At 42.2% G+C, this 13,511-nt stretch carries 7 protein-coding genes; 5 read left to right on the forward strand and 2 right to left on the reverse strand.

Annotated features, from left to right (window positions below; all coding sequences use genetic code 11):
- The first annotated feature begins 427 nt into the window (after positions 1-427).
- The 4 genes from ACEW80_RS05375 to ACEW80_RS05390 all read left to right on the forward strand — a co-directional run bounded on the left by ACEW80_RS05375 (position 428) and on the right by ACEW80_RS05390 (position 9,769).
- The gene (locus tag ACEW80_RS05375; RefSeq protein ID WP_373525601.1) at positions 428-1,210 is read left to right on the forward strand and encodes an ABC transporter ATP-binding protein; all 783 of its coding nucleotides are present in this window, start codon (positions 428-430) and stop codon (positions 1,208-1,210) included.
- Positions 1,211-1,283: 73 nt separating this feature from the next.
- Positions 1,284-2,744, forward strand: coding sequence for an MlaD family protein (locus ACEW80_RS05380; RefSeq protein ID WP_373525602.1), 1,461 nt, complete (start codon positions 1,284-1,286; stop codon positions 2,742-2,744).
- 214 nt (positions 2,745-2,958) lie between these two features.
- Positions 2,959-8,295 carry an AAA family ATPase gene (locus ACEW80_RS05385; RefSeq protein ID WP_373525603.1) on the forward strand — a complete coding sequence of 1,779 codons (5,337 nt, stop codon included), beginning with the start codon at positions 2,959-2,961 and terminating at the stop codon, positions 8,293-8,295.
- A 34-nt stretch (positions 8,296-8,329) separates the two neighbouring features.
- Positions 8,330-9,769, forward strand: coding sequence for an ATP-binding protein (locus ACEW80_RS05390; RefSeq protein ID WP_373525604.1), 1,440 nt, complete (start codon positions 8,330-8,332; stop codon positions 9,767-9,769).
- 219 nt (positions 9,770-9,988) lie between these two features.
- Here the strand turns inward: ACEW80_RS05390 and ACEW80_RS05395 are convergent, their stop codons facing one another.
- On the reverse strand, positions 9,989-10,285 hold the full coding sequence (locus ACEW80_RS05395; RefSeq protein WP_373525605.1) for a DUF3288 family protein: 297 nt from the start codon (positions 10,283-10,285) through the stop codon (positions 9,989-9,991).
- A gap of 259 nt (positions 10,286-10,544) precedes the next feature.
- On the opposite strand from ACEW80_RS05395, the gene ACEW80_RS05400 reads away from it, so the two are divergent.
- A complete protein-coding gene (locus tag ACEW80_RS05400; protein WP_373525606.1) occupies positions 10,545-12,995 on the forward strand; it encodes an ATP-dependent Clp protease ATP-binding subunit in 2,451 nt (816 codons plus the stop codon).
- 155 nt (positions 12,996-13,150) lie between these two features.
- Here the strand turns inward: ACEW80_RS05400 and ACEW80_RS05405 are convergent, their stop codons facing one another.
- Positions 13,151-13,435 (reverse strand): peptidase, encoded by a 285-nt coding sequence (locus ACEW80_RS05405; protein WP_373525607.1) that lies wholly within the window; start codon positions 13,433-13,435, stop codon positions 13,151-13,153.
- Positions 13,436-13,511: the final 76 nt, after the last annotated feature.

Below are 13,511 nucleotides of genomic sequence, written 5' to 3' on the forward strand. Positions count from 1 at the left end.
ATATTAGTGAATAATTTTGTCATTTAGAATTGTTATGTTTTGCCTCAACCTGTTAATTAATTTTTATTATATTAGCTTTTCTCGGAGTAGTTCTAGCCCCAATTAGTATATTTATATTATTATATGAATATACTAATGTACATTTAAAATTGGAGTATTAGTTTGCTTTTACTGAGACTTTAAATTACTACGTGTGTTCGTCAATCTTACGTGGAGGGGATTCTGAGGCGTTAAATATCGCAAATAACTAAATATTATGCTAAAAAAATAAAGTTTGTTAATCAAAATGCTAATCATATACTTATAATATACCATACAGTACACTACCAATAACTACGCGAACGGGCATCCTACGGCAGGCGCTAGCCTCTGCTTTCGGGAGAAGGGAACCCACCCAAGGCACTGGTTAACAAATGACTAATAACTAATGACTGAACCATTGATTGAACTCAAAGGTGTTTCTAAATCCTTTGGTAGCCATAAAGTTTTAGAGAATGTAGACTTGACCATTTACCGGGGAGAAGCACTGGGGATTATTGGTCCATCAGGGACTGGTAAATCAACTATTTTACGGATAATGGCGGGGTTACTTACTCCCGATGAAGGAGAAATTTATGTGCAAGGAGTGCGGCGAGACGGTTTGATTGAAGATGGTGTCCAACAGGTTGGCATCGGCATGGTGTTTCAGCAGGCGGCACTATTTGATTCGCTAACGGTGGAGGAAAATGTGGGATTTTTACTTTATCAAAATTCAAAGCTACCGCGATCGCGAATTCGAGATTTGGTAAAAGAAAAATTGGAGATGGTAGGTTTGCCACGAATAAGCAACCTCTACCCAGCCGAACTTTCCGGGGGAATGCGAAAACGGGTAAGTTTTGCCCGTGCAATTATGTCTAACCCCGATAGTTCTACAGAAGGTGCAGAAATTTTACTATACGATGAACCAACAGCTGGACTTGATCCCATTGCCTCAACAGTAATAGAAGATTTAATCCGCTATTTGCAAAGTACACACGGAGCCTGTAGTACCTATGCTGTTGTTACGCACCAAGACAGTACTATACGCCGTACAACTGATAGACTGATATTTCTCTATGAAGGTAGAGTGCAGTGGCAGGGTACAGTTAGTGAAATACATAGCACTGAAGATCCGTTGATTAGACAATTTATCAGCGGAAGTGTGCAAGGACCGATTCAATTCGTCAGTTAGAAAGTTAAGAGTAAGGAGTTAAAAGTTAAATTCAACTCATAACTCATAACTAATTATTGGGTGGAGGAAAAAAATGCGACGTCTAATGACAAACCTCTTCTCTACGAGAGGCTTCGCCAATGCGTCTGGGCGAACATTTAGAGAAGGCTCTGTGGGGTTGCTACTCCTTCTAGGACTAGGGGTATTTGGATTACTCTTTCTGTGGTTAAATAGATTCACTGCATCTGGTGGTTCATATAAAGCTATTGTGGAATTTGTTAACGCTAGTGGAATGCAAAAGGGAGCACTAGTTCGCTATCGCGGCGTTAAGGTGGGAACTATTTCCCAGGTTCGGCAAAGACTAAATGCCATTGACGTAGAGATTGAAATTGCCCAAACAGATCTAATTATCCCCCGGAATGTACTGGTGGAAGCTAATCAAAGTGGATTGATTAGCGAAAGTATTATTGACATCACACCAAAAGCAACGTTACCTGCTGGGGTTGTAATTGCTAAACCCCTAGATAAAAATTGTGATGCCAGTCTCATAGTTTGTAATGGCTCTAGGTTAAAAGGTCAGGTTGGCATCAGTGTTGATGAACTAATTCGCAGTTCAACTGCGTTATCCACTGCATATAGTGACCCAAAATTTTATAGAAATGTCAATAAAGTTCTAGAAACTACCACAGGCGCAGCATCCAGCTTTACAGAGCTAAGTCAGGATCTCCAAGGTTTGACTAAAAGCTTCCAACAACAACTAAATACCTTTTCAGCCACTGCTAATTCAGTCCAACGGGCGACAAACCAACTTAATGCATCTACCACTCAAACAGTAAATAAATTCGGTGCAACTGCAACTCAAGCGAGTCGGTTGCTGAACAACCTGGATAATCTGTTGACAACAAATCGTTCTTCGCTGGTTGGCGCTTTGAACAATATTACCGAAACCAGCAATCAACTGCGTGTTACAGTCAGCAGCCTATCACCAACTGTCAATCGATTCACTCAAGGAGAATTACTCAACAATTTAGAAGCTCTTTCAGCAAATGCAGCGCAAGCCTCAGCTAATTTACGCGATGCCTCTAAGACTTTAAACGATCCCAAGAATATGGTGTTACTGCAACAAACCTTAGATTCAGCACGGGTAACATTTGAAAACAGCCAAAAAATTACATCTGATTTGGATGAATTGACAGGTGATCCAACTTTCCGCCAAAATCTGCGGCAATTGGTGAATGGTCTAAGTAATTTAGTATCTTCTACACAACAGATGCAGCAACAAGTGCAGGTTGCCACTAATCTAGATTCGGTAAAAGCTGCTGTGAGCAAACCAAATAATTTAATTCCTACCCCAGCACCAACCCAACAGGCGATGTCTAATGACAAGTCCCTACCAGTCTATGTAATTAATCCCTCACCTGCTAATTTTGAAAGTACCGACCCCAACCTTCAACTAACCCCCAGTCCGTCTATCCCTAACTCATCCCAAGATGACCTCTTGAAGCAGCTGCGGGAGTATGGCAAACAACGGGAGCAATCGGAGATGGGGAAATAGGCAATACAGCTTAACAATTTTGGGCAATTTTTATCGGGTGCATTGGCGTAGCCTTTCGTAAAGAAGTGGCTAGCGATCGCAATGACAACTATTTCATTTAAATATGATATGATTTTCGCCGCACCTACTTAAAACTCTGGCAAGCTAATGGGTACACTAACTCTAACAAAGTAACGGGGACAGCATTAACCCACTTTTGAGGAGTACCCAAACTATGCTCACGCTTTCCGGCTATAAAATTATTGACCAAATCTACGACAGCAGCAACTCTCTGATCTATCGAGGCTACAGGGAAGCCGATGAGCAACCTGTAATTCTCAAAACCCTGCGAGATACTTATCCTTCGCCAGAACGCATTGCTTGTTACCAGCGTGAATATGACATTATCCACAATCTCCATCTCAGAGGAGTTGTCCAGGTTTACGCTTTGGAAAATTACCAACAACGGCCAGTCTTAGTGTTAGAAGATTTCGGCGGTAGTTCTTTAGCTCAATTGCAGCTAGCTGGAAAAATAGAGTTAGAACAGTTTCTGGAACTGGGTATTTCTATTGTCGAAAGCCTTGGAGAAATCCACGCTGCTAATATCATTCACAAAGATATTAACCCCTCAAATATTGTTTTTAACTCCGACACCAAACAAGTTAAAATCATCGATTTTGGTATTTCTACTGTTCTATCACGAGAAACCCAATCATTCAAAAATCCCAATGTTCTAGAAGGTACTATTACTTACATTTCTCCTGAGCAAACAGGTCGAATGAATCGGGCGATTGACTATCGCAGCGATTTCTATTCTTTAGGAGTAACCTTTTATAAGTTACTAACAGGAGAAGTACCGTTTGCAGGGGATGATCCTCTAGTGTTGATTCATTGCCATATTGCTAAACAAGCACCAAATATGAATAAACCTCACCCGCCTTCGGCACCCTCTCCTTACCAAGGAGAGGGTTCGGGTGAGGTTTCTTTTCCTATTCCCCAAGTCCTCTGTGATCTTGTGATCAAGCTGATGGCGAAAAATGCCGAAGACCGCTATCAGTCTGCTTCTGGTATTCAGGCAGATTTAGAAGAATGTTTGTGTCAACTGCAAACTAATGGGAAAATTGAGGTGTTTCCATTGGGTAGTCAGGATGTCTCTGATCGGTTTATAATTCCGCAAAAACTCTATGGACGGGAACCAGAATTAGAGACGCTATTGGCGGCTTTCGATCGCGTAGCGTGTCCAGAGGACGATCGCATTAGCAATGGTACAACTGAACTGATGTTGGTTGCAGGCTATTCGGGAGTGGGTAAATCAGTTTTAGTAAATGAGGTTCATAAACCCATTACAGCCAAACGCGGCTATTTTATTACTGGTAAATATGACCAGTACCAAAAAAATATTCCCTACTACGCGATTTCTCAAGGCTTCAATGACTTCTGCAATCAATTATTGACTGAAAGCGAATCCGTTTTAACCCAATGGCAAGAAAAAATATTAGCTGCTGTTGGCAATAATGGACAGGTTTTAATTGATGTCATTCCTAATTTAAAATTGGTGATTGGCGAACAACCTCCTGTCGCTCAGGTAGCTGGACAAGAAGCCCAAAACCGTTTTAATTTAGTCTTCCAAAATTTTATCAAGGCTATTTGTCAGGCTGAACATCCCCTAGTTTTCTTCATTGATGATTTGCAATGGGCTGATAGTGCTTCGCTAAAACTGCTCAAGATTATTTTAGGCGATCGCAACATTCAAAATTTACTCATCGTCGGAGCCTATCGAGATAATGAAGTAGATTCTATCCATCCATTGATGATCGCTTTGGACGAGATTGAGAAAGAGGGAGGAACTATATCCAAGATTCATTTAGAAAACCTGACCCCAAAAGATGTAAATGCTTTAATTGCGGAAGCATTGGGCTGTTCACCTATCTTTAGTCAGACATTAACTAATTTGGTTTACGAAAAAACTCAGGGTAATGCTTTCTTTATCACTGAATTTTTGAAATCTCTCTATACAGAGATGTTACTCAGCTTTGATTATTCCAAAAAGCAGTGGTGCTGGGATTTAGAGCAGATTCAAGCTAAAGATATTACCAATAATGTTGTAGAATTAATGACAACAAAAATTGTTAATTTAGCAGAAGCCACTCAGAAAAATTTGCAGTTAGCTGCTTGTATTGGCAATAATTTTGATTTGTCCACCTTGGCGGTTATTTCTCAGCAATCAGCCAAGCAAATATTAGATAACTTATTACCAGCACTACAAGAAGGTTTAATTGTCCCCGTAAATAATCAATATCATCTGAGAAATTTTGGGGATGAGAAAAAAGCTAGTTGTAAATTCCAGCATGATCGCGTCCAACAAGCTGCCTATTCTCTGATTCCAGAAGCGCAAAAGAAAGCAACCCATTTACAAATTGGGCGACTGATATTGAGCAATACATCAGCAGCAGAGCAAGAAGAGAAAATTTTTGAAATTGTTAACCAATTAAATATTGGTGCAGAGTTAATTAACACTCAAAGCGAACAGAACAAATTAGTCAAGTTAAATTTATTAGCAGGACGTAAAGCCAAAGCATCTGCTGCTTATGAAGCTGCTATGGAATATTTTTCAGTCGGCATTAAATTACTAGCAGCAGATTCTTGGCAAACAAACTATGACCTGAGCTTGACATTATTTGAGTCAGCAGCAGAAGCAGCAGTTGTGTGCGGTGACTTCACACAGATGAATAGATGTGTAGAAGAGGTATTACAACACGCTAAAACTTTGTTAGACAAGGTGAATGTTTATGAAATTAAAATCACAGCCCTTGCACTTGAGAACAAGTTCCAGGCAGCGATCGCAACTGGTCTAGAAGTGTTGCAAGCCTTGGGAATTCACTTCCCCTCTACTCTAAATCACTCAGAACTGAGCAAAGTATTACAGCAAACAGCAGATCATCTGGCGGGAAGGGAAGTCAAAGACCTAATCAACCTGCCCCAAATGCGGGAAGCCCACCAACTAGCAGCGATGCAAATTCTTTCCAGCATCATGTCACCTGCCTTTCGGGGAGCACCTGAGATATTCTCATTCTTTGTTTTAGAGATGGTGAATTTATCTCTGGAACATGGCAATACAGAACTATCAACGGTTGGCTATGTGATGTACGGTGTAATTCTCTGTGGAATCTTGGGAGAGATTACATTGGGCTATCAATTTGGTCAACTTGCTTTGAGTTTGTTAGAACGCTACGATGCTCAACATCTCAAATGTCACATTGGCTTTGTATTTAATACTTCTATCTACCATTGGCAAGAGCCAGTCCAGAAAACCATCAAGCCCTTAAAGGAAGCCTATCAAATTGGTAGAAACCGAGGAAATATAGAATTTTCAGGTCTTTGTGCGGCCTTTGATGGCATACATTTATGGGCGATTGGCCAAGACTTGGTGGAAGTTGAACGGCAAATTGCTAACTATAGTCATTCCCTCAGTCAAGTCCAAAACAAAGCGGCTTTTGAATATCTAGCTATTTATTGGCAGTTAACCTTAAATCTGCTAGAAACAACTGAAAACCCTTGTCTTTTAAGTGGGGCAGCTTATCGGGAAGAGCAAATGTTACCCTGGCATCAGCAAGCTAACGATCGCACTGGTCTAGCATTTTTATATTCCTCGAAGCTTATTCTCTGCTATCTTTTCCAAGATTTCCCGCAGGCCGCAGCCAATATCCAAGAGTTAGAAAAGTGTCTAAATGCAGTAACAGGAAACATAATCGTACCACTTTACAATTTTTACGATTCTCTGACGGCGTTAGCTTTATATGCTGATGCACTGCCGTCAGCACAAGCAGGCTTATTAGAAAAAGTCACAGCAAATCAAGCTAAAATGCAGAATTGGGCGAACTACGCGCCGACAAATTTCTTGCACAAATTTTATTTAGTGGAAGCTGAACGGCATCGAGTTTTAGGACAAAAAGCTGAGGCCATTGAGATGTACGATCGCGCGATCGCTAAAGCGACAGTTCATGAATATCTCAACGAACAAGCGATCGCTAATGAACTTGCTGGCAGATTTTATCTCCAGTGGGGTAAAGACAGAATTGCTCAAGATTATCTGCTCAATGCCTGTTATGCCTACACTCGCTGGGGAGCTAAAGCCAAAGTAGCAGATTTAGAAAAACGCTATCCCCAATTTTTCAACCAAGCCGAAAGAAACTCTCAATTTCCCACCTCTAAAACCATCTCCACCAGTAGTACCAGCATATCATTTTCCTTAGACTTAAACAGCATCCTCAAAGCCTCGCAAATTCTGGGGCGAGAAATCAAGCTCGATACTTTACTGACTAAACTAATGACAATCGTCATCGAAAATGCTGGGGCAGAAAAGGGTTATTTACTTCTCAATCAACAGGGAGAATGGCAGATTGCAGCATCAGGAACAATTGACTCAGATGCAGTTAAAGTCATCGAAACCTTCAGTCAACCAATATTATCTAATGCTATTATCGATTACGTTGTTCGTACCAAAGATAGTGTTGTATTAAGCGATGCTGCTAATGTAGGTAACTTCACTCGTGATTCTTACATTCATCAACAGCAACCTAAATCTATCTTGAGTTTTCCTCTCCTCAATCAAGGCAAATTGATCGGGATTGTTTATTTAGAAAATAATCTCACAACTGGAGCCTTTACACCAGAGCGGGTGGAAGTTCTGAATTTGCTATCTTCCCAAGCTGCTATCTCCATTGAAAATGCTACCCTCTACAACACCTTGGAACAAAAGGTAACTGAACGCACCCAAGAATTGTCTCAAGCTGTGCAAGACCTGAAAGTTACCCAGAAGCAACTGGTAGAATCTGAGAAAATGGCGGCTTTGGGTAGTCTTGTGGCTGGGGTTGCTCATGAAATTAATACACCTGTGGGCACCAGTATCACCGTTGCTTCTACTTTAGCTGACGAAACGCGATCGTTTATTAGGGCTGTCGAACAAGGTCAATTAAAGCGTTCAGTCTTAAACAACTATCTGGAAATTGCCAAGGAAAGTACTGACTTGATTCTCAGCAACCTAAATCGTGCGGGAGAACTGGTGCAAAGCTTCAAGCAAGTAGCTGTGGATCAGACTAGTTTGGAACACCGGACATTTTTAGTCAAGCAGTATTTGGAAGAAATTGTCGCCAGTTTAAATCCCAAACTCAAACAAGCTTGCCATACTCTGACTGTGACAGGAGATGAAACTGTCAAAATCAACAGCTATCCTGGAGCCTTGGCGCAAATTGTCACCAACTTAGTGATGAATTCCTTAACTCATGGCTATCAACTTCACGAATCAGGGCAGTTGCATATTCAGGTAAAGCCAGAAGGCGAGGCTGTTGTGATTCAATATAGCGATGATGGTTACGGTATTCCACCAGAAAACTTAAACAAAATTTTTGAGCCTTTCTTCACCACTGCTAGGCAAAAAGGAGGTAGTGGCTTAGGTCTGCATATTGTCTACAACTTAGTCACTCAAAAGCTACAAGGGACAATTGATGTTCATAGTGAAGTAGAAAAGGGAACCCTATTTACAGTGACACTACCTCTGTCCACAAACTATTAAGTATTCTTGTTCCTTTTAACAAAGTTGGTTGGCAATGCTTAACGATACCGATATGTTTCTCTCACCGAGAGATGATGAAGTCTTCGTGTTTGAAGATGATCAAGAGCAGATAAGTGATAAAACTCACTTAACTTCGTTGGAGGTAGAGAGTCAGGGACAAGAGACTTCTGAACCTTGGAAAATGATGATTGTGGATGATGATGTTGAAGTCCACCAAGCAACCAAGCTGGCTTTGAGAAGTTTTACCTTTGAGGGCAAACCTTTAAATTTTCTCTCTGCTTTTTCGGGAACAGAAGCCAAAAAACTGATTGCAGTTCACCCAGATACCGCGTTTATTTTATTAGATGTGGTGATGGAAACTAATGATGCTGGGTTAAGGGTGGTTAAGTATATTCGGGAAGAGTTGAAAAATCAGATTGTGCGGGTGATTTTACGCACCGGACAACCGGGAGATGCGCCCGAAGAATCAGTGATTTTTAACTATGACATCAATGATTATAAGCTGAAGGTGGAACTGACTCGCCAAAAGTTAATTACAAGTGCGATCGCTGCTTTAAGGTCATACCGCGATTTAATCACCATAGAAAAACAAACAGCACAATTAACTCAAGCATTGCACGACCTGCAACAGTCACAATACAACAGTCTTGTGGAAAAGGAAAAAATGTCGGCACTGGGCAAGCTCGTTACAGCTATTGCCCACGAGATTAATAATCCAATTAATTTTATTGCAGGCAACTTGAAACCTGCTCAGGAATATATTCACGACTTGTTGGCACTAATCGGCCTTTATCGGCAAACCTTTCCCGATGCGGGAGCAGAAATTGAAGAAGCGATCGCCACTATTGATTTAGACTATCTCCAAGAAGATTTACCCAAACTCATCTGTTCCCTAAAAGAAGGTAGCGATCGCATCCGTGGCATCAGCGTCAGTCTCCGCACCTTCTCTAGAGGAGATAGCGATCGCAAGGTTCCTTTTAATATTCATGAAGGCATTGAAAGTACATTACTCATCCTGAACCACCGATTAAAAGCCAATGAGGATCATCCTGTAATTGAAGTAGTCAAAGATTATGGACAAATACCTCAATTAGAATGCTTTCCTGGGCAACTCAACCAAGTATTTATGAATCTGATTGCCAACGCCATTGATGCTTTGGAAGAATCTAACAAAGGGCGTAGTTTCCAACAAATCCAGGATAATCCCAATCGCATCACAATTCAAACCACCTTGTCTGAAGATCGCCATCACCTCTTGATCCGAATTCAAGACAATGGCCAGGGAATGTCGGAGAATGTCAAGCAAAAACTGTTTGGTTACTTATTCACCACTAAGGCAGTCGGCAAAGGTACAGGTTTAGGATTGTCGATTTCCCGGCAGATTGTGGAAGAAAAACATGGTGGGCAACTCACGGTGACATCTGAGTTAGGCAAAGGCACAGAATTAGCGATCGTCATTCCCGTTTCGAGTTAGGAGACGCGATTAATCGCGTCTGTACAGGAGTTTGGAGGGAATAACTACTCCCTTCCCGCCATAAGATTACCTATCTCTTCCTTTGCGTTCTTCTCTTCTCTACGAGAGGCTGCGCCAACGAGACGCTGCGCGAATACGTCCTTTGCGGTTCGTTAAAAAAATTTAGTCTTTGAGCCGGAAGGGAGAAATGCCCAATGCCCAATGCCCAATGCCCCATAACTAATTCCAATCTTGCTCTTCCTTTTTACCGCGACTTTTGTAAACTCCCCCTAAATCGTGAATTTGGCGAGTTTTATCAAAAAGTTCGGCTTCGGTCAAACCCCACTGCTGCAAGACTTTATCCAGGTCTTTTTGGATGTCTCTCGCCCCTGGAAAGCCTTGATAACGCATTCGCAATCTAGCCAATTCTGCTAAGTTATAGTCCGTCGCCTCTTGAGCGAGTAAGATATCAATAGAGGGGCGATCGCGATTGTAGAGAGGATGTTGTTGGTCTTTACCTCCGGGTGCATCAGTCATATCTAATACTCGTAACAGGATTTTGGATTTATTAAGAGTTAAGATCGGAGCCAGAGACTCCGAAACTGCGGTCAAGAGTCTCCCCATTTCACCATCATGATTACAAAGACGGCAACTACACCTTTGGTCTTACGGCTCTCACCACTGCCACTCAACTTTAAATAAAGATACATTATCTTTAAGAAAATACAAAAAACTTTAGATAAGGGTGAGCTTTATCTCACCCAAATTCCAAGCAGCTAGGGAGCAAGAACCCATTATGTTTGAACACTTCACTTCCGAAGCCATTAGAGTAATTATGCTAGCTCAAGAGGAAGCACGTCGCCTGGGACATAACTTTGTAGGAACCGAACAAATTCTCCTGGGTTTGATGGGAGAAGGAACTGGGGTTGCTGCTAAAGTATTGGCCGAATTGGGCGTTACCCTCAAAGAAGCCCGCCGCGAAGTAGAAAAAATTATTGGTAGGGGTTCTGGCTTTGTACCACCAGAAATTCCTTTTACCCCTAAGGTGAAAAGCCTCTTTGAGCAATCGTTTAAAGAAGCTCACAGTCTGGGACAGAATTACATTAACACCGAACACTTACTCTTGGGGTTGACCGAGGCAGGGGAAGGTGTCGCCGCTAAGGTACTGCAAAATCTAGGGGTTGATTTCAAAGCTGTCCGCAGTGCCATAATTCGCCGTTTGGGTGAAAATGCCCCAGCTTTCGCTGGTGGGAGTCAAAAGCGCACCCAAACACTGACGATGGAAGAGTATGGCAGGAATTTGACCAAATTAGCACAAGAAGGCAGACTCGACCCCGTAGTTGGTCGTGAGAAGGAAATTGAGCGGGCTATCCAAATTCTCGGTCGCCGCACTAAGAATAACCCAGTGTTGATTGGAGAACCAGGAGTTGGTAAAACTGCGATCGCTGAAGGTCTAGCTCAACGTATTTTCAACCAAGATGTTCCCGAAACTTTACAAGATAAGCAAGTTATCAGCCTCGATATGGGGTCATTGGTAGCTGGAACTCGTTTCCGTGGCGATTTTGAAGAACGCATCAAAAAAGTCGTGGAAGAAGTCCGCACTGTCGGTAATATCATCCTGGTAATTGACGAAATTCATACCCTGGTTGGTGCTGGTGGTACAGAAGGTGGTTTGGATGCAGCCAACATCCTCAAACCTGCTTTAGCACGAGGTGAGCTCCAGTGCATCGGCGCAACTACCCTCGATGAGTATCGGAAGCATATCGAACGCGATGCCGCCCTAGAGCGTCGTTTCCAGCCGATTATGGTCGGGGAACCCTCAGTAGAGGAAACCGTACAAATCCTTTACGGCTTGCGTAGTGCTTATGAACAACACCACAAAGTCACAATTTTGGATGCCGCACTTGTAGCAGCAGCAGAGTTGTCAGATCGGTATATTAGCGATCGCTTCTTACCCGATAAGGCCATAGACTTGATTGATGAAGCTGGTTCTCGCGTTCGTCTGCGGAACTCTCAGACTTCTCCTAATAAAGAACTAAAGCGCGAACTCGCTGGTGTTACCAAAGCTAAAGAAGCAGCAGTCAGAGTCCAAGATTTTGGCAAAGCTGTAACCCTGCGCGACCAAGAATTAGAACTCGCAGAAAAACTGCAAGCAACGTTTACCCAAAACGAGCAACCTGTCAACTCCACCGTTGTTGACGAAGAAGACATCGCCCAAATCGTGGCCTCTTGGACTGGCGTACCAGTCAACAAGCTAACTGAATCTGAATCAGAATTGCTCTTGCACCTAGAAGATACTCTGCATCAGCGGATCATCGGTCAAGTGCAAGCAGTTACATCTGTATCTCGCGCTATCCGCCGCGCTCGCGTCGGCTTAAAGAATCCCAATCGTCCCAGTGCTAGCTTTGTCTTCTCTGGCCCCACGGGAGTTGGTAAAACAGAATTAGCTAAAGCGTTGGCTGCCTATTTCTTTGGTTCGGAAGAAGCGATGATTCGCTTAGATATGTCCGAATACATGGAAAGTCACACCGTCTCGAAATTAATTGGTTCGCCTCCTGGTTATGTAGGCTACGACGATGGCGGACAACTAACTGAATTAGTGCGGCGTAAACCATACTCAGTGCTACTTTTCGACGAAATCGAAAAAGCGCACCCCGATGTATTCAATATGCTGCTGCAAATCTTGGATGACGGTCAACTTACTGATGGCAAAGGTCGGAAAGTGGACTTCAAGAACACACTGATTATTTTGACTTCCAACATCGGTTCCAAGGTGATTGAAAAAGGTGGTAGTGGCTTGGGCTTTGACTTCGACACTCAAGCCGACGCTAGTTACAACCGCATCCGCACACTGGTAAATGAGGAATTGAAAGCTTACTTCCGTCCTGAATTTCTCAACCGTCTTGATGAGATTATCGTCTTCACCCAGCTTTCTAGGGATGAAGTTAAGCAAATCGCTGAAATTATGCTCCGCGATGTTGCTAGTCGCTTGACGGAAAAAGGAATTATTCTAGAAGTTAGCGATCGCTTCAAAGAGCGTGTGGTACAAGAAGGCTATAACCCTAGTTACGGTGCTAGACCATTACGCCGAGCAATTGTCCGCCTCCTAGAAGATTCTCTCGCCGAAGCAATGCTATCTGGTGAAATTACAGATGGCGACACAGCGATTATCGATGTTGATGATGACTCTCAGGTAAGAGTACGAAAATCAGAAAAACGAGAATTGCTCTTGGCAAATGTTGGCTAATATTTATACCTGATCACTTTTTGCTGGAATATTTGAGAAATACTCCAGTCTCTTATCTAAGTAGAGGCGCAAAAGGAGCATCTCGGACAAACATCAGGTGAAATGGTATTATATAAACCTCCGGTATTTCTACCGGGGGCTTTTTTATGCTAATCTTAATTATTCATGGTGCGCCGTTTTTTGCGATCAAATAATCCAGACATACTCATTCCTGTTACCAGCAATGCAATCAGTCCCAATCCATTCAAAATTGGGTAAATTGCTTCTAAATGCAATATTTCTCCTGTGTGGATTTTTAACAGGAGATTGGAAGAAAGTCCAGTATTAATAGGCCATTCCTTAACAATAGTCGTCATCATTCCAGTGAATACAGTTAATATTAAAGGTAAACAAATGATGATGCCAATGATGCGGTGATACTTACGAAAGGCTCGTTTCATAGTAAGCTTCTAGAAAAAGTATTATCTTTAAGGGCATTCTCCATCAGCTTTTTGTACAAAAGCCAGATACATTACA

It is taken from the genome of Nostoc sp. (assembly GCF_041747015.1).
In the GTDB taxonomy this organism is placed as follows: domain Bacteria; phylum Cyanobacteriota; class Cyanobacteriia; order Cyanobacteriales; family Nostocaceae; genus Nostoc.